Source organism: Actinomyces capricornis (assembly GCF_019974135.1).
GTDB lineage: Bacteria > Actinomycetota > Actinomycetes > Actinomycetales > Actinomycetaceae > Actinomyces > Actinomyces capricornis.
Window position 1 is genome coordinate 1,256,754 of record NZ_AP025017.1, and the last position, 18,930, is coordinate 1,275,683.

General features: G+C 68.0%; 14 protein-coding genes. 7 read left to right on the top strand and 7 right to left on the bottom strand.

Features of this window, described 5'->3' with window-relative positions; genetic code table 11:
• Window positions 1-55 precede the first annotated feature (55 nt).
• The 4 genes from MANAM107_RS05010 to MANAM107_RS05025 form a co-directional block, all read right to left on the bottom strand.
• On the bottom strand, window positions 56-1,543 hold the full coding sequence (locus MANAM107_RS05010) for an L-serine ammonia-lyase (RefSeq protein ID WP_223912861.1): 1,488 nt from the start codon (window positions 1,541-1,543) through the stop codon (window positions 56-58).
• A 252-nt stretch (window positions 1,544-1,795) separates the two neighbouring features.
• Window positions 1,796-2,383 (bottom strand): PIN domain-containing protein, encoded by a 588-nt coding sequence (locus MANAM107_RS05015; RefSeq protein ID WP_223911920.1) that lies wholly within the window; start codon window positions 2,381-2,383, stop codon window positions 1,796-1,798.
• Between the two features lie 3 nt (window positions 2,384-2,386).
• On the bottom strand, window positions 2,387-2,815 hold the full coding sequence (locus MANAM107_RS05020; RefSeq protein WP_308443643.1) for an excisionase family DNA-binding protein: 429 nt from the start codon (window positions 2,813-2,815) through the stop codon (window positions 2,387-2,389).
• A 244-nt stretch (window positions 2,816-3,059) separates the two neighbouring features.
• Window positions 3,060-5,063, bottom strand: coding sequence for an alpha-amylase family protein (locus MANAM107_RS05025; protein ID WP_223911922.1), 2,004 nt, complete (start codon window positions 5,061-5,063; stop codon window positions 3,060-3,062).
• Window positions 5,064-5,395: 332 nt separating this feature from the next.
• On the opposite strand from MANAM107_RS05025, the gene MANAM107_RS05030 reads away from it, so the two are divergent.
• From MANAM107_RS05030 to MANAM107_RS05050, 5 genes are all read left to right on the top strand, one after another.
• The gene (locus MANAM107_RS05030; RefSeq protein ID WP_223911924.1) at window positions 5,396-6,748 is read left to right on the top strand and encodes a Fic family protein; all 1,353 of its coding nucleotides are present in this window, start codon (window positions 5,396-5,398) and stop codon (window positions 6,746-6,748) included.
• A 169-nt stretch (window positions 6,749-6,917) separates the two neighbouring features.
• Window positions 6,918-7,721: a hydroxymethylpyrimidine/phosphomethylpyrimidine kinase gene (locus MANAM107_RS05035; RefSeq protein ID WP_223911928.1), complete on the top strand. Its 804-nt coding sequence runs from the start codon at window positions 6,918-6,920 to the stop codon at window positions 7,719-7,721.
• A gap of 146 nt (window positions 7,722-7,867) precedes the next feature.
• On the top strand, window positions 7,868-8,218 hold the full coding sequence (locus MANAM107_RS05040) for a PadR family transcriptional regulator (protein WP_223911930.1): 351 nt from the start codon (window positions 7,868-7,870) through the stop codon (window positions 8,216-8,218).
• On the top strand, window positions 8,215-9,078 hold the full coding sequence (locus MANAM107_RS05045) for an ATP-binding cassette domain-containing protein (protein WP_223911932.1): 864 nt from the start codon (window positions 8,215-8,217) through the stop codon (window positions 9,076-9,078). Before MANAM107_RS05040 ends, MANAM107_RS05045 begins: the two co-directional genes overlap by 4 nt.
• Complete coding sequence (locus tag MANAM107_RS05050; RefSeq protein ID WP_223911934.1) at window positions 9,075-9,797, top strand: ABC transporter permease; 723 nt, start codon at window positions 9,075-9,077, stop codon at window positions 9,795-9,797. Before MANAM107_RS05045 ends, MANAM107_RS05050 begins: the two co-directional genes overlap by 4 nt.
• A 28-nt stretch (window positions 9,798-9,825) precedes the next feature.
• Here the strand turns inward: MANAM107_RS05050 and ddaH are convergent, their stop codons facing one another.
• Entirely contained in the window at window positions 9,826-10,602 is a 777-nt protein-coding gene (gene ddaH / locus MANAM107_RS05055) for a dimethylargininase (protein ID WP_223911936.1), read from the bottom strand.
• 141 nt (window positions 10,603-10,743) lie between these two features.
• Between ddaH and MANAM107_RS05060 the strand changes: the two genes are divergently transcribed.
• Window positions 10,744-12,255, top strand: coding sequence for an amino acid permease (locus MANAM107_RS05060; protein ID WP_223911938.1), 1,512 nt, complete (start codon window positions 10,744-10,746; stop codon window positions 12,253-12,255).
• A gap of 45 nt (window positions 12,256-12,300) precedes the next feature.
• On the opposite strand, the gene dnaB is transcribed toward MANAM107_RS05060, so the two are convergent.
• On the bottom strand, window positions 12,301-13,614 hold the full coding sequence (gene dnaB, locus MANAM107_RS05065; protein WP_263421952.1) for a replicative DNA helicase: 1,314 nt from the start codon (window positions 13,612-13,614) through the stop codon (window positions 12,301-12,303).
• Window positions 13,615-14,439: 825 nt separating this feature from the next.
• On the opposite strand from dnaB, the gene MANAM107_RS05070 reads away from it, so the two are divergent.
• Window positions 14,440-15,972 carry an MATE family efflux transporter gene (locus tag MANAM107_RS05070; RefSeq protein WP_223911943.1) on the top strand — a complete coding sequence of 511 codons (1,533 nt, stop codon included), beginning with the start codon at window positions 14,440-14,442 and terminating at the stop codon, window positions 15,970-15,972.
• A gap of 818 nt (window positions 15,973-16,790) precedes the next feature.
• Here MANAM107_RS05070 and MANAM107_RS05075 read toward each other — a convergent pair.
• A complete protein-coding gene (locus MANAM107_RS05075) occupies window positions 16,791-18,833 on the bottom strand; it encodes a DUF6571 family protein (RefSeq protein ID WP_223911946.1) in 2,043 nt (680 codons plus the stop codon).
• Between the last annotated feature and the right edge of the window lie 97 nt (window positions 18,834-18,930).

An 18,930-nucleotide genomic window follows, 5' to 3' on the forward strand; every position in this document is an offset into this window, starting at 1 on the left:
TACTTTTCCAGGCCCGGAGAAGTACGATCTCATGCAAATTGTCGAAAAGAAGGGGTTAGCACTCGATGACGTTGACGGCCAGGCCGCCGCGGGACGTCTCCTTGTACTTGGCGAGCATGTCCTCCCCGGTCTGGCGCATCGTCTCGATCACCGTGTCGAGGCTGACGGCGTGGCGCCCCTCCCCCCACAGGGCCATGCGCGCCGCGTTGATGGCCTTGACCGCGGCCACCGCGTTGCGCTCGATGCAGGGGATCTGCACCAGCCCACCCACCGGGTCGCAGGTCAGGCCCAGGTTGTGCTCCATGGCGATCTCGGCGGCGTTCTCCACCTGGGCGGGGCTGCCGCCCAGCGCCTCGGCCAGGCCCGCGGCCGCCATGGAGGAGGCCGACCCCACCTCCCCCTGGCAGCCCACCTCGGCCCCGGCGATGGAGGCATTGGTCTTGATCAGGCCCCCCACGGCGGTGGCGGCCAGCAGAAAGCGGCGGGCGCCGTCGTCGTCGGCCCCGGGGATGAAGCGCTCGTAGTAGGCCAGGACGGCCGGCACGATCCCGGCGGCGCCATTGGTGGGGGCGGTCACCACCCGGCGCCCCGCCGCGTTCTCCTCGTTGACGGCCAGGGCGAACAGGTCCACCCAGTCCATGCCGCGCAGCGGGTCGGCCATGGCGAAGGCCTTGCCGGGCCCGACGGCCTGGGCCTGGAGGCGCTCGTGGAGGGCCTTGGCGCGGCGCCGCACCCCCAGTCCGCCGGGCAGGGTGCCCTCGGCGTGGATACCGGCCTCGATGCAGGCGCGCATGGTCGAGCGCAGCCGGTCCAGGTAGGCGATGACCTCATGGCGGGGGCGCGCGGAGATCTCATTGGCCAGTACGACGTCGGCCACCCCCAGCTCCTCGCGCCGGCAGATCTCCAGCAGGGCGGCGGAGGTGGTGAAGGGGTAGGGGGCGGGGGTGGCGTGCACCTGGGTGGTCGAGGCCGACGACAGGGCCTGGATCGAGGGGGCGCCGGGGGTGCCCACGTCCTCCATGACGAAGCCGCCGCCCACGGAGTAGTAGGTGCGGCGCAGGATCTCACCGCCGTCGGGCCGATAGGCGGTCAGGGTCATGCCGTTGACGTGGTAGGGCAGGACCCGGCCGGGCAGGAAGTGGATGTCGGCGGCGGGGGTGAAGGGCACCGGCCCGACGCCGTGGATCACCAACTCCTCGGCCGCCCCGACCTGCTCCATGTGGGAGGCGCAGACCTCGGCGGGCACGCTCTCGGGCTCGTGGCCCGCCAGCCCCATGAGGACGGCCCGGTCGGTGGCGTGCCCGCGGCCGGTGGCGCCCAGCGACCCGTAGAGCTCGACAGTCAGGCGGCTGACGGCCGGCGCCGTGGCGCCACCATGGCCGGGGCCGACGGCGGCCAGGGCCTGGGCCAGCGCGGTGGCGTAGGCGCGGCTGGCCCGCATGGGGCCCACGGTGTGGGAGGAGGAGGGGCCGATGCCGATGCGCATGAGGTCGAAGACGCTCAGGGGGCGGGGAGCGCGCTCGGCGGGGAGCGCCCCGGCCATGAGGGCGGCGGGGGTGGTCTCCTCCAGGGCGGTGGGGACCAGGGCCTCCTCGGCCTCGACGGCGATGCCCACAGCGCTGCTCACGGCGCCGGGGCCCGTGCGGTCGGGCTCGCGGGAGGGCGGGGTGGCCGATCCGGCCGTGGGCGGCTCGACGGCGATGTCGCGAATCGTCATCCCCCCATGATGCACCACGAGCACCACACCGAGGCACCGCACCACATCCGCGGATCACCAGTTCGCTCTCGCCCCCACTCACCGCACGGCATGGGAACGGCAGGTGGCGGCGAAGTCCTTGAGACCCTCGTGCTCGAGACAACCGATCACATCGTCGACCGTCCATTTCGGCCCTTTGCGGCCGCTGCGAGAGGAGACCGCTCTCAGCGCCGCCATCACCAGGTCGGGGTGTAGATCCAGCAGATCCAGCAGGAAGTCATCCGGCGACTGAGAGAAAAGGCCCCCCGGAAGCGCCCCGTCCTCGAAGTCCCTGAGGTTGAAAGTGACGATCACATCGGCACGACCGGACAGAGCAGTGGCAACCACATGCCTGTCATTCGGGTCCCGCATCCCAGGGACAGCGGGAAGCAAGTCCTCCCAGTCGCCGACCCGAGCATCTGGCAACGCCCGGTTCATCTGCTTTCGCATCCGCAGGACATAGGAGCGCGACTCCTCTTCATCCTTACCGTGCCTTGCATGAATCCGGAAGATCGCGTTCTCCATCTCCTCCTCGATCCGACCGCTCCATACTGGCCTGTATACGGACATCACACCGAGTTCGATAAGGACATCACGCAGAACGCTTGGAACCAGGACACAGGCATCGAGGACCGCAGAGAATGCCACGATTCAACCTTCTGCCCGCGCATTCCTCAACTCTTGACGCACCTCTTCGGGGTCAAGGTCATAGTCTCCCATGGCCTGCGTGTCCGAGACCATGTCCGAGAGGGCCTCTCGGGCGTCACGGCGCTGGCGCCTCTGGTACTCCAGCACATCCGCGAGATACAGGCGGCGGTGCCGACGGACCCTCTCGAAGGGGATCTCCCCGGCATCCAGCAGCCTCACCAGGGTGGATCGTGAGATGCCGAGCAGCTCCGCCGCCTCCTGGGTGGTCAGGCGCATGGCCTGGGGGGCCACCGTCACCGCCATCCCCTGCCGCATCGCCTCCGCGACCTGAAGGAGCACCTCGGCGACCTCCGGGCTGAGTACCACCTCCTCACCGTCAACCACCAGGCACGGGGTGGCCGCCCGCCCATCACTGGGACTCAACTTGCTCACGATCTGAGCGAAACTCCCCGCAACCACCTCCTCGGGCAGGTACGTCCGACTCTCGACAGGCACCGCAACCACGACATTCCTCCTCTTCAACGCGTCGGCACACAACGTCGTGCCGTTGATACACCCTGAACGTTCTGCACGAGTTGAACGTTTTGCGCGAGTTGATCGTATCGCTCGACCCGACCAATGAGCAACTCCGCTCACAGGGGCCTGTTCCCAGACAGTCAGTCCGCCCGCGCACCCTTCAGTCGGTGGAGCGCACCAGCCACCAGGCCGCGTAAGGCGGCACCGGCACCCGGCCGTCGCCGGCGCCCTCCAGGGAGGCCGAGCCGAAGGGCACCGTGTCGGTCAGGACATCGCTGGCGCCCATGACGCCCAGCTCGGCCAGCCGGGCCGCCGAGACCGAGCGCCACTCCGGGGTGACGTTGTAGACGCCCACGAAGCTGCCCCGCGGGTGGTCGCGGTGGGTGACCAGCACCCCGGGATCATCCACATCCATCACCCGGGTGCGGATGCTGGCCTCCAGCTGGGGCAGCCCCGCGCGCACGCGCGCCATATGGGCCAGGTCCGTGAAGACCCTGCCCTCGGCGGTGGAGCGGTCGTGGCGGTTGGCCGCGCGGGCCTCATCGAGCCGCGGGCGCCCCGCCCACCGGGTGTCGGCCTCATGGCCCGGCTCGGTGTCCCAGTTGGGGTCATTGGGCTGGGCGAGCTCATCCCCGCTCCACAGCACCGGGATGCCGCCCCAGCCGTAGATGATGGCGTAGGCCATGCGCATGGCGTTGAGCCGCTCCTCGCGCCAGGTCCACAGCTCCTCGGCCCGGAAGCCCGGGGCGTCGTCGGGCACCCCCTGCCAGGCCTCGTCGGCGGCCTCGATGCCGATGAGGGAGGCGGCGGTGCCGGCGATGCGGCGGTCCCCCGTGGCCGGGTTGTGCTGGAAGACCAGGCCGCGCGCGTCGCTCCAGGGCCACTGCCCCCGGTACCAGTCGGCCAGAAAGGCGCGGTGGTCGAAGCCGCTGAGGCCGACGGCGGCCGCATCGCCGTCGTCGATCGCCCAGCCGATGTCGTCGTGGCAGCGCAGATAGGTGATCCACGTGGCCGACGACGGCTCCACCGGCAGGCTCTGGAGGGCCTCGACCGCCAGGGTGGTGTCTCGGGCGGCCAGCATCGACCAGATCTGGACCATGAGGGAGTTGTGGTAGGCCAGGTCGGAGACCTTGCCGGTGTACTTGCCCTGCCCCAGGTACTGGAGGAGCTCGGTGGGGGCCACGATCGCCTCGGCCTTGAGGTCCACCGCCGGGCAGGCGATGCGGGTCAGGGCGCGCAGCACCTCGGTGATCGCGTGGACCTCGGGCTGCCCCTGGCAGTCGGTGCCCAGGCGCTTGATGGTGAAGGCGATGGCGTCCAGGCGCAGCACCTCCACCCCGCGGTTGGCCAGGTCGAGCACGATCTGGGCGTACTCCTCCATGACCCGGGGGTTGCGCCAGTTGATGTCCCACTGGAAGGAGTTGAAGGTGGTCCACACCCAGCCGCCCAGCTCCTCGTCCCAGGTGAAGTTGCCCGGGGCGAAGTCGGGGAAGACCTCGGGGAGGGTCTGCTCGTAGGCGTCGGGCTCGGTGCGGTCGGGGAAGATGAGGAAGTAGTCGCGGTAGCGCTGCTCGCCGGCCCGGGCGCGCACCGCCCACTCGTGCTCGGCGGCCACATGGTTGAGCACCAGGTCCACCACCAGGGAGATGCCGGCCTCCCGCAGCTCGGCGGTCAGGGCCTCCAGGTCCGCCATGTCCCCCAGGTCCTCGCGGACGCTCCGGTAGTCGGCCACCGCGTAGCCGCCGTCGGAGTCCCCGGGGCGGGGGGTGAGCAGGGGCATGAGGTGGAGGTAGGTGACGCCCAGCTCGCGCAGGTAGTCGATGCGCTCCTCCACGCCGCGCAGGGTGCCGGCGAAGCGCTCGGTATAGGCGGCGTAGCCGATCCGGCCCGGCTCCTGGGCCCAGCCGGGGTTGAGGGTGCGGGCCAGGTCGAGGCGGCGCAGCTCGACGTCGCGCTCGGCGTAGGCGTGGGCGGCGCGCTCCACCAGGGTCATGGCGGTCTCCGCCCCCGCCTCCCCATACAGGACGGTCAGGCCGTCGAGCAGGTCGGGGTACCAGCGCTCGACGCGGGTGAGGAAGACGTCGCGCTCGGCGGCCTCCAACGGGTCCAGGGCGTGGAAGACGAGGTCGTACAGGGCTTCGGGGAGGAGGGTGGCGGCGCTCATACCTCTATCCTCCCCTGTCCGGGGCCCGGAAGGAAGCAGTCCCGGGAATGCCGCGCGATGGCGCCGTATCCCGGGGGTGCCGCAGCGCGCCGGGCTGCCGGGGCGCCACACGGGCCCGCGCACCGGGGCCGACGACGGCGCTCCCGCGGCGGGCGGCCGCACCGCCCCCGACCCCAACTGCTAATAACTGCTAATTTCGCCATGATTAGCAGTTCGGAGCACCAACCACCCCGCGCCCCCGCCCGGGCCCCTGAGACTGCCGGCATCAGCATCAACTGCTAGTTGCTGCTAATCTTGGCTGGATTAGCAGCAACTAGCAGTTGAGGGCTGAGATGAAGACACCGGTCCCGCCACCCAAGCCGTACGCCGAGCTCCTCACCACCACGACCCAGGACTCCCGCCTCCTGGCGATCCTGAGCGACCCGCGCCTCTCCTTGGACCCCAACTACCACCCTTGGGAGTGGTTCCTCCACCATGAGCCACCCGCGGGCTTCACCCGCCAGGAGTGGTGGCTGGCCGTGCGCGGCCACCGCATGCAGGCCGCCCGCACCACCCCCTTCACCCTGAGCGACGGGACCCCATTGACCTACAACCTCCCCGACCCCCTTCTCAGGCTTATCGATGACGCCTCCTCACGTGCCAGTGGCCAGATCCAGATGCCTGAGCCCATCGCCAATCCCGCCAGTCGCGACCGTTACCTCATCTCCTCACTCATCGAGGAGGCCATCACCTCCTCCCAGCTGGAGGGGGCCTCGACCTCCCGCGTGGAGGCCAAGCGAATGCTGCGCGAGAACCGCCGCCCCCGCGATCGCAGCGAGCAGATGATCCTCAACAACTACGAGGCGATGCAGAATATTCTCGCCTTGCGCGACGCCCCCCTGACGCCGGAGCTCATCTGCCAGATCCATCGCCAGGTCACCCAGGGCACCCTCGATGACCCCGACGACGCCGGGCGCATCCAGCGCCCTGGAGAGGACCGCGTGCGTATCTACGGGGGCCGGATCACCTCCCGTGGTGAGCAGGTGCTCCATGTGCCGCCACCCGCCGAGGAGCTGCCCGAGCGCATGAGGATCCTGTGCGCATTCGCCAACTCATCGGACTCCCCAGGCAGTGGGCAGCCGTACATGCCCCCGCTGCTGCGCGCCATCACACTCCACTTCATGATGGGCCACGACCACTACTTCGCCGACGGCAACGGGCGCACCTCCCGGGCGGTCTTCTACTGGTCGATGCTGCGCCAGGGGTTCTTCCTCACCGAGTACCTCTCCATCTCCAGATTGCTGCGGCGGGCTCCGGCGACGTACGCACGATCCTTCCTCCACACCGAGTACGACGAAGGAGACCTCACCCATTTCTTCCTCTACCAGGCGGAGATCATCTCCCGGTCCATCGATGAGCTCAGCGCATACCTCAGACGCAAGTCTGGGCAGGTCTCGCAGGCGAGTCGCCGACTGCGGGACCTGGAGCTCAACCACCGTCAGATCAGCCTCATCGAGTCCTTCCTGCGCGATCCCGGGGCCTCGGCGACGGTGGCTGGGCATCAGCGCACCCACGGGGTGTCCACCCAGACCGCCCGCACCGACCTCCAGGACCTTGAGGCGCGCGGGCTGCTCACCTCCGCCAAGCAGGGCCGTCGCATCGTCTGGTACCCAGTCGCCGATCTTCCCGATCGCATCGGCGCCTGACCGGCTGCACATCTTCACCGGCCCGCCCCGCCGCGCACCCGCAGGATTCCGCGGATCTGGAACCCGCCACCGCACCACGAGCGCCTGAAGATGTGCAAGGCCTACCAGGGATCGGGAGAATGGCGGGCAGGAGTTGGCCGCGGGGCCCGGGCGGGTGCACGCTAGGGGCATGACACGCATCGCACTGGCCATTGCGGGCTCCGAGGCCTCCGGCGGCGCCGGCGCCCAGACCGATCTCAAGACCTTCCACCAGCTCGGCGTCTTCGGGTGCACGACCCTGACCTGCATCGTGTCCATGGACCCCAAGAACAGCTGGGACCACCGCTTCGTGCCCGTCGACCCCCAGGTCATCGCCGACCAGATCGAGGCGGCCGCAGCCGTCCACACCAGGATCGACGCCGTCAAGATCGGCATGCTCGGCACCGCCGCCACAATCGAGGTGGTGGAGGCGGCCCTGGAGGAGCAGGGCTTCCCCATCGTGGTCCTCGACCCGGTGCTCATCTGCAAGGGCCAGGAGTTCGCCGGCGCCATGGAGGTGGACAACGCCCTGCGCTCGCGGATCCTGCCCCGTGCCACCATGACCACCCCCAACCTCTTCGAGGCGGCCACGCTGGCGGGCATGGAGGAGATCACCACGGTGGACCAGCTCAAGGACGCCGCCAAGCGCATCCACGACCAGGGCGTCCCCAACGTCCTGGCCAAGGCCGGGCCGAGCCTGGGCACGGGCACCGCCCTCGATGTCTTCTACGACGGCGCCGCCCTGGAGGTCCTGGAGGTGCCGGCCGTGGGCGAGGAGCGCGTCCACGGGGCGGGCTGCACCCTGGCCGCCGCCGTGACCGCCGAGCTCGCCAAGGGCGCCACGCCCCTGGAGGCCGCCGTGAAGGCCAAGGAGGTCGTGGCCTCCTCCATCGAGCACGGCCTGCGCGGCAACATCCCCTTCCCCTACGTCTACCAGGGCGGCTACCGCGCCTGAGGGGCGCATACCGCGTTCCCGTCGAGCGGGGCGTGTCCCTCCGATGCCAGCGGTGCCACCGCATCGGAGGGACACGCCCCGCTCGACGACTGAGGAACAGCGGAACCGGTTGTCAGCCCCTCTAGTAACCAGGTAGGCTATATACCGTGAACGCCCCAGCCGCCCGCCTCCTCCACGGATTCCTGGAGCCCTGCCTCCTGTCCCTTCTGGAGGGGCAGCCCGACTACGGACTCTCCCTGGCCCAGCGCCTGGAGGCCGCAGGCCTGGGCCCCATCCCCGGCGGCACCCTCTACCCAGCCCTGCTGCGCCTGGAGAAGCGGGGCCTGGTCACCGCCTTCCGAAAGCCCTCCACCTCCGGTCCCGCACGCAAGTACTTCGAACTGACCCCTGAGGGCGCCGTCGAGTTGACGGCACGCCGCCAGGAATGGCGCTCCTTCGCCACCACTGCGGGAGCCATCATCGAGGGCCAGCACGCACGCCAGGAGGCCCCCTCATGACCGGCACCGCACCCCATTCATCCTGGTACACCACCTTCTCCTCGGAGTTGAGCGCCCAGGGCACCGCCGACCACGAACGTCAGCGGATCCTGAAGGACACCCGAGCAGAGGCCGACGCCGCAGGCCTGGCGCCCGCGGCCATGTACGGGCCCGCCACTCTCTACGCCCGCGAGCTCGCCTGCGCCCTGCGCAGCGCAGCACCCGCGCGCACCGCCCGGGCCATGACCAGCGCCGAGTGCGCCCGCCCGCCGGGCGAGGTCGTGCTGCGCCTGAGCGGGCTGCATGCCAGGCGCGGACGGCGCCCCGTCCTGCATGGCGTGGACCTGGAGGTGCGCCGTGGCGAGGTGGTCGCCGTCGTCGGTGCCAACGGCGCTGGGAAGAGCACCCTCATGCAGGTGTGCGCCGGCCTGGTGGCCCCCAGCGGAGGGCGCGTGGAGCGCACGGGGCACTTCGGCTACGCCCCACAGCTCGAGGCCCTGGCCCCGCTGCTGACTGTGGACGAGCACCTGCGGCTCGTGGGAGCCGCCCGCGGCATCTCACCCAGCCGCGCGACGGCAACCGGCCACCGCCTCCTGTCGCTCCTGGGGTGGCGGGCGAAGGGCTCGCACACGGTGGAGGCGCTGTCGGGAGGCACCCGGCAGAAGCTCAACCTGTCCCTGGCCCAGCTCGACTCCCCCGATCTGCTGCTCCTGGACGAGCCCTATCAGGGTTTCGACGCCCTGGCCCACGAGGAGTTGTGGGAGCTCATCGAGTCCTGGCGCCCCAGCGCCGGGATCCTCATAGTCACCCACCTGCTGCACGAGATCGACCGGGTGGATCGCGTCGTCGAGCTGCCCGCACCGGAGGAGGCCGCCCGATGAGCGGCATAACCCTGCTCGTCGCCCGCGTCACGCTTCGGGAGCTGTCCCGGCGCCGAGGAGCACTCGCCCTGACCCTCATCCTCCCCCTGGCCTTCTTCCTCGTGCGCTTGGAGACGCACTGGACGGCGCTTCGACTGCTGTCCATGGGGCTGGGCTGGGCAGTGGCCACCCTGGCGCTCTTCACCCAGGTCTCCTCACGGCAGATCGACCGGCGCCTGGTGGTTGCCGGCGCCAGCCCGACGTCGATCCACGCAGGCCGCCACCTAGCCGTCCTGGCCCTGGGCTGGGCAGTGGCCGTGCCCTACAGCGCCATGGTGCACCTCACCATCGGCGGCCAGTTGGAGCGCCCGACCCTGGTCCCCATCATGCTGCTGCTCACGACGACGGTGGCTGTCCCACTGGGCTCCTTAGCAGCCGCACTCGTTCCTCGGGACCTGGAGGGGGCGCTCCTGCTCCTGGCGATCATGGCGGTTCAGGTCCTCGTGGATCCCGCCGAGTCCTGGACGCGGGTACTGCCGCTGTGGTCGACACGGGAGCTGGCCACCGTCATCGTCGACCCCCTGGGCAGCGCAACGGGGGCGGAGCACCTGCACGAGGGCATGGCGCACGGGGCCGCCTTCGCCGTCGTCCTTCTTGCGCTCGGCACCGGACTGGGGAGCCTGCGCCTGCGCACCCTCCAGGTGCGACCGCCCCTCGCGCCCCCAGCCCCGCCCGGTTGACCCCAGAGCGCCCCTGCCCGAGCCCCGCTCAGCCGCGCAGGCGCACCGACAGGCAGGTCACGCAGCCCTCGAGCTTCTCGAACTCGGAGATGTCGACCTCGGTGACTTCGTAGCCCCGGTCCCGGAAGAGCTGGGCCGATTGCGGCGCGTCGGCGGCCATGAGGATGCGATCCCCGCCCAGCAGCACCACATGCGCCCCCGACTCCTCGGGAACGGCCAGGAAGCGCTCCCACACGCCCGGGTCGTCCACGAGGGGCTCGTAGCCGATGACCGTGCCGTCGGGCAGGGCGGTGACCGCCGACTTCAGGTGGAGCACCTTGGTCAGCGGCACCCCCACCGTCCGGGCGCCCTCGGCGGCCAGGTGCTCGGCGAGCTGGCGCACCCCCTCAGCATTGGTGCGCCCGCCCTGGCCCACCCACACGGTGCCGCCGAACTTCAGCACATCCCCGCCGTCGAGCGTCCCGGGCGCCTCGATGCGCTTGACCGTGTAGCCCTGGGCGCGCACGGCCTCCTCGGCGGCCTCCACCTCGGGCTTGCGCTCGTCGGCCCCCGGGCGGGTGACGACGGCGGTGCCCCCGTAGACCACGACGGCGTCCTCAACGAACACCGCATCGGGGCAGTCGGGGGCCGGCTCGACCTCGATGGTCTCCCAGCCCGCCTCATGGAGGGCATCGACATACCCCTGCCACTGGCGCTGGGCCAGCTCCAGGTCCACCTCCGTGCGCTCGATATGAGTGACCAGGCCCTCCGCCAGCCGCGGGCCGGGCCTGCGCACCAGCGCCTTCTTCCTCTCAAAGCTCGCCATCGAGACCTCTTCCTTTCCGTTGGGCTCCTCATGGCCTTCGCGGTACCAGGCCGGGTGTGGTAGAAAACTCACCTGGTATGAATCCTCATGCAGGCCACTGCATCCTTGGATGATACCTGATGTACTCGATGAGGAGGCTCTATGAATACGCCGACCCCCACCGCCTCTGACCACGGCGCCGCGGGCTCGGGCCCCACCAGCGCCTCCCAGGAGTCCAGCTCCCTGCACCGCAACCTCAAGATCCGCCACGTCAACCTCATCGCCATCGGCGGTGCGATCGGCACGGGCCTGTTCGTGGGCACGGGCCAGTCCATCTCCGCGGCGGGCCCCGGAGGGGCGGTCCTGTCCTACGGGATCATCGGCGTGGCCATCTTCTTCATGATGGGCGCCCTGGGCGAGATGGTCACCCACCGGCCCGTGGCGGGGGCCTTCGAGACCTATGCGGGCTCCTACGTGGAGCCGGCCCTGGGCTTCACCGTGGGCTGGATGTACTGGTACTCCTGCGCCATGACGATCGCCGTCGAGCTCGTCGCCAGCGCCATCATCATGAAGTACTGGTTCCCCGACTCGCCCTCCTGGCTGTGGAGCACGCTGTTCCTGAGCATCATCCTGGTCCTCAACCTCTTCTCCGCACGCATCTTCGGGGAGTCGGAGTTCTGGTTCGCCGGGATCAAGGTCATCACCATCATCGTCTTCCTCATCGTGGGGGTGGCGATGATCGTGGGCATCATCGGGGGCCACGAGGTCGGCTACTCCAACTGGACCCGGGGTGAGGCCCCCTTCGTGGACGGCGCTGCCGGCACCTTCTCGGTGCTCATGGCCGCGGGCTTCTCCTTCATCGGCGTGGAGTCCGCCGCGGTGGCCGCCGGGGAGGCGGAGAACCCGCGCAAGACCATGCCCCGGGCGATCAACTCGGTGTTCGTGCGCATCATGCTGTTCTACATCGGCGCCATCGCCGTGGTCTCCACCCTGGTGGCCTACACCGACCCCAACCTCCTGAGCGCCTCGGAGGACAACATCGCCGCCAGCCCCTTCACCATCGTCTTCGAGCGGGCCGGGCTGGCCCTGGCCGCGGCCCTCATGAACGCCGTCGTGCTGACCTCGGTGCTCTCGGCGGGCAACTCGGCGCTCTACGTGGCCTCGCGCCTGCTGTACTCCATGGCCTGCGCGGGCCGGGCGCCGCGCGTGTGCAGCCGGGTCTCGGCCCACGGGGTGCCGGTGTGGGCGGTCCTGGCCACGGTGGCGGTCTCGATGCTGGGCTTCCTGTCCTCCCTGGTGGGGGACTCGGTGGCCTACACCTGGTTCTACAATGCCACGGGCCTGACGGGCTTCATCGTGTGGGTGGGGGTGTGCCTGGCGCACCTGCGCTTCCGCGCCGCCTGGCGGGCCCAGGGGCGCACCACGGCAGAGCTGCCCTACAGGGCCTGGCTCTTCCCGGCGGGCACCTGGTTCGCCCTCATCGTGTTCATCGCCGTCATCCTGGGGCAGGGGATCGCCCTGGCGGTCTCCGGATTCACCTGGTACGGGCTGCTGGTGGCCTATGTGGGCCTGCCCATCACGGTGGCCCTGTGGCTGGGCTTCCGGCTGGCGCGCGGCTCGCGCCTCATCCCCCTGGGGCGCATCGACCTGTCCGCCTCCGACGTCCAGGAGTAGACCCACCCGCCGACGACGCCGGGCAGCCCTCGCGCCCCCTGCCGCCTACTCGTAGGCGGGCTCGGGTGTGATGTCGCGGGCCATGTTGGCGAAGCGGGACAGGTGCCCCTGGAAGGCCACCGGGATGGTGCGGGTCTGGCCGTTGCGGTGCTTGGCCACGATGATGTCGGCCTCCCCGGGGCGCTCCTCGGGGCTGTAGTACTCGGGGCGGTGCAGCAGCATGATGATGTCGGCGTCCTGCTCCAGGGAGCCGGATTCTCGCAGGTCGCTCATCTGGGGCTTGTTGCCGGTGCGCTGCTCGGGACCGCGGTTGAGCTGGGCGACGGCGATGACCGGGATCTCCAGCTCCTTGGCCAGCAGCTTGAGGGAGCGGGAGAACTCCGAGACCTCCTGCTGGCGCGACTCCACCCGCTTGCCCGAGCTCATCAACTGCAGGTAGTCGATGACCATGAGGCCCAGGTTGTGCTGCTGCTTCATGCGCAGGGCCTTGGAGCGGATCTCGGGCATGGTGAGGTTGGGGGAGTCGTCGATGAACAGGGGCGCGTTGGAGACGGGGTTGTAGGCCAGGGCCACGTCCGTCCAGTCCCGGTCCTCCATCTGGCGCGAGCCGCGCAGCTTGTTCATGTCCACCCCGGACTCGGCGGCCAGGATGCGCATCATCAGCTCCATGCGCCCCATCTCCAGGGAGAAGTAGCAGCTGGCGATGCCGTGGTGGATGGAGGCGGCGCGGCAGAAGTCGACCGCCAGGGTGGACTTGCCCATGGCGGGGCGCGCGGCCACGATGATCATCTGTCCGGCGTGCAGGCCGCCGGTGAGCTCGTCGAGCTCCAGGAAGTCGGTGGGCACGCCGGTCATGGCGCCGTTGTCCCGGTTCTGGGCGGCCTCGATCTCCAGGTTGGCCTCGTTGAGGAGCTCGGCGACCGGGATGTAGTCCTCCTTCTCCCCCTCGTGGTGGGCCACGGCGTAGACCTCGGCCTCGGCCAGGGTGACGAGGTTGGCGATGTCCCCGGCGTCGGTGGAGTAGCCCAGCTGGGTGATGCGGGTGCCGGCCTGGACCAGCCCGCGCATGAGCGCTTTATCCTTGACGATACGCGCGTAGTAGCCGGCGTTGGCGGCGGTGGGCACGGTGGCCATGAGGGAGGCCAGGTAGGGCGCTCCCCCGATGCGCTCGAGCTCCCCGCGCCGGGCGAGCTCGTCGGCGACGATGAGCGGGTCGGCCGGCTCGGAGCGGTTGTAGATGTCGACGACGGCGTTGAAGATCGACTCGTGGGCGGAGCGGTAGAACTCGGGGCCGCGCAGCACGTCGATGACGTCGGTGATGGCCTCCTTGCTCAGGAGCATGCCCCCCAGGGTGGCCATCTCGGCGTCGAGGTCCTGGGGCGGGAGGCGGTCGAAGGCGCCGTCGTAGGCCTCGTAGCGGGAGGCGGGGGCACCGTCCTCCCCCTGGCCTCTGCCATCCCTGTCGTCCATCCCGGAGCCCTCCTCACGTCCCGTGCGCAGCCGCCGCGCTGCCTGCGCCGTCCCGACGACGGACGCCTGGTGGGCACCCGGCGGGCGTTGCGCGCGCGTGACCATAGCGGGTGCGTGGGCGCCTGGCAAACGCCACGAGGGCGGGGGCTGGGGATATCTCCCCAGTGCCTGTGGACTGGCCCACCGGCCCTGTGGAGGATGGGCGGCGACCTGTGGGCGGAGGTGTGCACGGCTCCCCTGAACGACACCTGAACAGAGTACCAAGCGCTGCGATTCCAAGGAAAAGTGCCGTCAGGCAATCCATAGGAAGTTCCCACCGGATCACAACTTGGAACTGTGGATAAGTGTGTATCTCTGTGGACAAAGGTCATTCTGGAGTTGAGGTTCGCGGTGTTTGTGGGAGTTCCACACTCTCATTGGCCGAGGTTTTCCCCAGGCTCACACTCCCTTATTGACGTCAGCCGCCTTGCCGCATGTTTGCAGGATACTCCCAGGTTCAACGGGTGTGGGCCTGCCGGCCCTCTTGAGGGGATCCACAGGCGGCACGCGTTCCGGTGCCCCGGCCCAGGCGCATCGAGCCCGGGCGCCCCGGCGCTGGTCCTCCGCCTCCTGCGGCACTGCCCTCGGCGGTGGGCCGCACTATGCCTCTCGGGGCGCCGTGCCACACCCTGAGACCAGGGCGGCCTCCACCGCCTGGGGCCCGACAATGGGTGCGTGCCCTTCGCCGACCCTCATGCCGTCCCCGACCCGGCCCCCGGGCTGAACCGCCGCATCCTGTCCTTGGCACTGCCCGCCCTGGGCGCCCTGGTGGCCGAGCCGCTCTTCATCCTCATCGACTCGGCGATGGTCGGGCACCTGGGCACCACGAGCCTGGCAGGTCTGTCCTTGGCCTCGACGATCCTGACCACGACCGTGGGGCTCTTCGTCTTCCTGGCCTACTCCACGACGGCGACGACGGCGCGGCTCTTCGGGGCGGGTCGGCGCCGTCAGGGGCTGAGCGCGGGCGTGGACGGGGTGTGGCTGGCACTGCTCCTGGGCCTGGGGGCGGCGGCGGTCCTGGGTGCGGGTGCCCCCTGGATCGTGGCGGCCATGGGGGCCGAGAGTGAGGTGGCCCGGGCGGCCGTGGCCTATCTGTGGGCCTCGGCTCCGGGTCTGCCGGGCATGCTCGTGGTCTTCGCCGCCACGGGCGTGCTGCGGGGCCTGCTCGATACGCGCACGCCCTTCGTGGTGGCCTGTGGCGGGGCGGTGCTCAACACCGCTCTCAACGCCTTCCTGCTCTATGGGCTGGACCTGGGGATCGCCGGCTCTGGCGCAGGCACGGCGACGGCGCAGACGCTCATGGCGGTGGCGCTGGTGGCGCCGGTGGCGCGTGCGGCGCGCACTGAGGGCCTGGGCCTGCGGCCGCATCGGGCCGGGGTGGGCGGCTCACTGGTGGAGGGACTGCCGCTGCTGGTGCGCACGCTGAGCCTGCGTGCGGCGATCGTGGCGACGGTGTGGGCTGCCACCGCCCTGGGGCCGGCCTCCTTGGCGGCCCATCAGGTGGCCTTCACCCTGTGGAGCTTCGCGGCCTTCGCCCTGGATGCCCTGGCGGTGGCCGCCCAGGCGCTCATCGGCACGGCCCTGGGCCGGGCCGACGCCGAGCAGGCGGGTGCTGGACCAGGGGATGCTGAGATGACCGGCCCTGGGCGGACGGATGCCGAGCCCGAGCGTGCGGAGCGGAAGGGCGTCGAGCAGGCGCACCTGGATGAGTCGGGCGGTCGGACGGCCCCGGTTCCTCCGGCCGACGGCCCCGGAGCGGAGGGCCCCGTGGCAGACGCTTCCGGAAGCGCGGGGGCGGCGTCGATCGATGCGGTGCTGCGCCGGAGCCTGGCCTGGGGCGTGGGGACCGGGGCCGCCATCGGCCTGGTGCTAGCGGTGGCGAGCCCGTGGCTGCCGTGGATCTTCACCTCGGATTCCTCGGTGAGGGGCCTGGCGGTTCCGGTGCTGGTCATCATGGCCTCGGCCATGCCTCTGGCAGGTGCGGTCTACCTCTTCGATGGGGTGCTCATGGGGGCGGGGGATGGCCGTTATCTGGCCAGGGCGGGCCTGCTCACCCTGGCGGCGTACCTGCCGCTGGCGGTGGCTGTGGGGCAGGGCTGGCTGGGCGGGGGCCTGGCTGCGCTGTGGCTGGCCTTCGCCTGGGTGTTCATGGGGGCCCGGGCCGTGACCACGGGCCTGCGCGCCCGGGGCAGCGCCTGGCGGGCGTGAGCAGCGCTCGGGCCGATGGGCTGCTCAGGCCTGATGCCGCCAGCCTGACGGGCTTTGGCCACTACCCTCGTCGACGGCGTGTCACCCGTCTTCTGGATCAGTGGTCGGCGGGGCGGTGGCCGGCACTGAGGGCGGGCGATAGGACTCCATCGGCTCATCCAGGCCGGGAATCGGCTCATCCCCGCACAGCCACGGGGTCGAGGCCTCCACCAAGGAGATCAACGCCTCACGAGGATCACCATTAACATCAGACACTCTCAAAAATTGCGTCTTCATATAGCGATCCCCGCAGACGAACACCGCCGTGGCGTACCGGGCCTTCTCCCCAGTATCCACCCAGGCCTCACCACTACCCTCCACACCCGCGATCTCGAAGGTCGAGTACGTGTCCCCACCGCCGATACCAGACCGATCGTTAGGAGTAACATCCCTGGCACTGAAACCGAAATCAGAATAATATAAAGTATAATCGCGAGGACCTCCTCGCCTCACGGAGCACTCCGAGTTCGGGATTCGACCTTTGAATCCATAAGCCCTGGTCGTCACGGGCTCCCCGAAAAGATCCTCAAATATCTCCGTCGATAAACCCGAGCAATGGAACGATTCCCCTGCGGAGAAGTCGATCTCCGAGACCGGCCTCCCCCACGGCACCTGCGATGGAGACGCAGTCCCACCCCCACCAGTCCCGCCAATGTGCGAACAACCCATACATGTAACAACAGTCCAAAGCAACGACACCCACAGCGCCACACGACGACGCATCCGCCAGACTTTCATACCGCACTCCTCATCACTCCTGCCGCCCAAGCCGCGCCAACTCACCCAAGTTTAGCCGCATCATAGCCCTTATCGAATGGCTCCTTTGAGAATCTTGACAGAGTCTCCGCATCGCCGAGAACATCGAGCTCGTGCTCCGCAATATGTGTCAGCGCAACATCGATATCCTCATTTTTCTCCGAATTCTGATCGAAGGGCTTGACCTTTCCCTCATCACTGATGATCGGAGCCACATTGCTCCGCTCCTGCTTGGAGATATTCTCCAACTCCTCCTGGGAGTAGACTCCGGCATTGAGGAGCCGCGCAGTTATCGCATCAACACCAATATCCTTGGCTTTTTCGGAGACGGCATGGTTTCCCCGCTTCGCGACATCCTCGTGTTTTTCATGAGTGATCTCCCAGGCGCTCACCGCTATATCCCCAACCGTCCCTGCAGTCGGAATGGGAACAAGATTAGCAGCTCCTTTAAGCAGCGTCGCCCGAAAGGCATCAGCATCATCCTTGTCTTTCGCCTTCTTCTCCAGCAGGTTAGCCGTGGCTCCCACGAAGAAACCGTTGGTCATACTCTCCTCTTCAATGACCGTGCGCAGATTCTCAGCGTCACCGGTGCCACGATAGGAGTCCAATGCCCACTGGTAACGATCGTCTCTGTAAGACGAGATCTTCTGCCCGAGGCGCTCTGATGCCTTCTCATCCTGCTGCACCTGCCCCACGAGATTGGAGAGTGCTTGATCCGTGATCACGGGTACTACCGAGTTTCCGTTCGCGGGGTACCCCTCCCCCGAGACATCAGTTGTAACGCCATTTTCATCCCCAGGCCTAGCTGACTCATCGATGCCCTCTGGGAACACGCCCAGCGCATCACCAATAAGGCCGCGAGCTCCAGACGACATATCGACGGGCTCCGACGTTCCACCTAACCCATTAAGCACTCCTGCGAGCGCCGCGATCCTTGTCTTCTCGTTCTCGATCGTCAACTCGGAACCTCCCGCGGCAGTCTGATAGGCCAGGCTCGCCCAATCATCCGTCCAAGTGTTCTCACCCACGGGATACTTCTCCACGAGCGACTTCGCTCTGTCGCGTATGACCTCCTGCTCTTGTTGTGAGGATCCACTATCACTACCACCAACGCCCATCCAAGAGTCGAAAGCCTCCTGGTTTCCGGTCATTGCATGAACGATGCCGGGAAGAGCAGTCCGATCATCGCCCCCAGGGTCAACTTCATCCAAAGCGAGGCGCTCCGATTCTTCGTGCCCTTCCAGACTAGTACCAAGGGTCACCAGCATGGCATCATTGTAATCAAGGCCGACATTTTCCGTAATGCCGTCGCCATTGACGTCCTTTTCTACCGAGGACCCGAAGATCGCGTTGAACGATGACATGCTCTGGGGCCCTCCGGACTTGGCCGCCTCAGCCATTTGCGAGCCAAAATTCTCACCTTTCTCCTCACTCCATGTCACCGACGCGATTGACAGTAGGTGCGCGTATGACCCGGCCGCCTTCTCACCTCCATCCCAACCAGACGCCCACACCCTTTCGCCACCACCTATATGTAAGACAAAACCAGAGGCCTCTTCAACAGTAATCGGCCCATCAATGAGTCCCTCAGGTCCTAAGGAATTAATCACCTCATTGGCATAGACAGGATTATCCCAGTCTTTCTTAACCTCGTCGGAGAGATCATTCCAATCCTCTTCCGACCCATCAAAGTTCTTCAACTTTTCAGCATGTTGACGCGCTCGCTCGATCGCTTTCTGATTATTCTGTTCGACATTTTCAACAGTATCCGCGACGCCATCCGGAAGATAGTAGACCAGACGTCCAGAAGCAGCAGGCATCGTAATGCCGAGCGAGTTAGCCTTTTGGGCGGCATCTAACCTCACGCTAAGTTCGTGAACATACCCTAAGAGCACGAACTTATGCAATGCCACATTCATGGCGAGCCACGTAAAACTGCAGGGACTCCCCTCTAGAATGTTCTTAGCAGTGATGGATGAACTAGATTCCGTGACACTCGTGGCCCAGGTTTTATTCTGAGTAATCAGTGCCTCAACACCCTCGGGGTCAATCGATACATAGGCCATTATCTACCCTTTCAAATGTGCTCGTGCTTCGTAGGCATGCCCTTCAGGAAGCAGCCTTCCGCGGCGGAAGCGTCTCGTCAATACATACATATACCTA

Excerpts from the sequence above, each read along its gene's own strand:
- MANAM107_RS05010 (WP_223912861.1), bottom strand. The coding sequence starts at position 1,543 with ATGGCCGGGGCGCTCCCCGCCGAGCGCGCTCCCCGCCCCCTGAGCGTC.
- MANAM107_RS05025 (WP_223911922.1), bottom strand. The coding sequence starts at position 5,063 with ATGAGCGCCGCCACCCTCCTCCCCGAAGCCCTGTACGACCTCGTCTTC.
- MANAM107_RS05030 (WP_223911924.1), top strand. The coding sequence starts at position 5,396 with ATGAAGACACCGGTCCCGCCACCCAAGCCGTACGCCGAGCTCCTCACC.
- MANAM107_RS05035 (WP_223911928.1), top strand. The coding sequence starts at position 6,918 with ATGACACGCATCGCACTGGCCATTGCGGGCTCCGAGGCCTCCGGCGGC.
- MANAM107_RS05045 (WP_223911932.1), top strand. The coding sequence starts at position 8,215 with ATGACCGGCACCGCACCCCATTCATCCTGGTACACCACCTTCTCCTCG.
- MANAM107_RS05050 (WP_223911934.1), top strand. The coding sequence starts at position 9,075 with ATGAGCGGCATAACCCTGCTCGTCGCCCGCGTCACGCTTCGGGAGCTG.
- ddaH (WP_223911936.1), bottom strand. The coding sequence starts at position 10,602 with ATGGCGAGCTTTGAGAGGAAGAAGGCGCTGGTGCGCAGGCCCGGCCCG.
- MANAM107_RS05060 (WP_223911938.1), top strand. The coding sequence starts at position 10,744 with ATGAATACGCCGACCCCCACCGCCTCTGACCACGGCGCCGCGGGCTCG.
- dnaB (WP_263421952.1), bottom strand. The coding sequence starts at position 13,614 with ATGGCCACCCTGGGGGGCATGCTCCTGAGCAAGGAGGCCATCACCGAC.
- MANAM107_RS05075 (WP_223911946.1), bottom strand. The coding sequence starts at position 18,833 with ATGGCCTATGTATCGATTGACCCCGAGGGTGTTGAGGCACTGATTACT.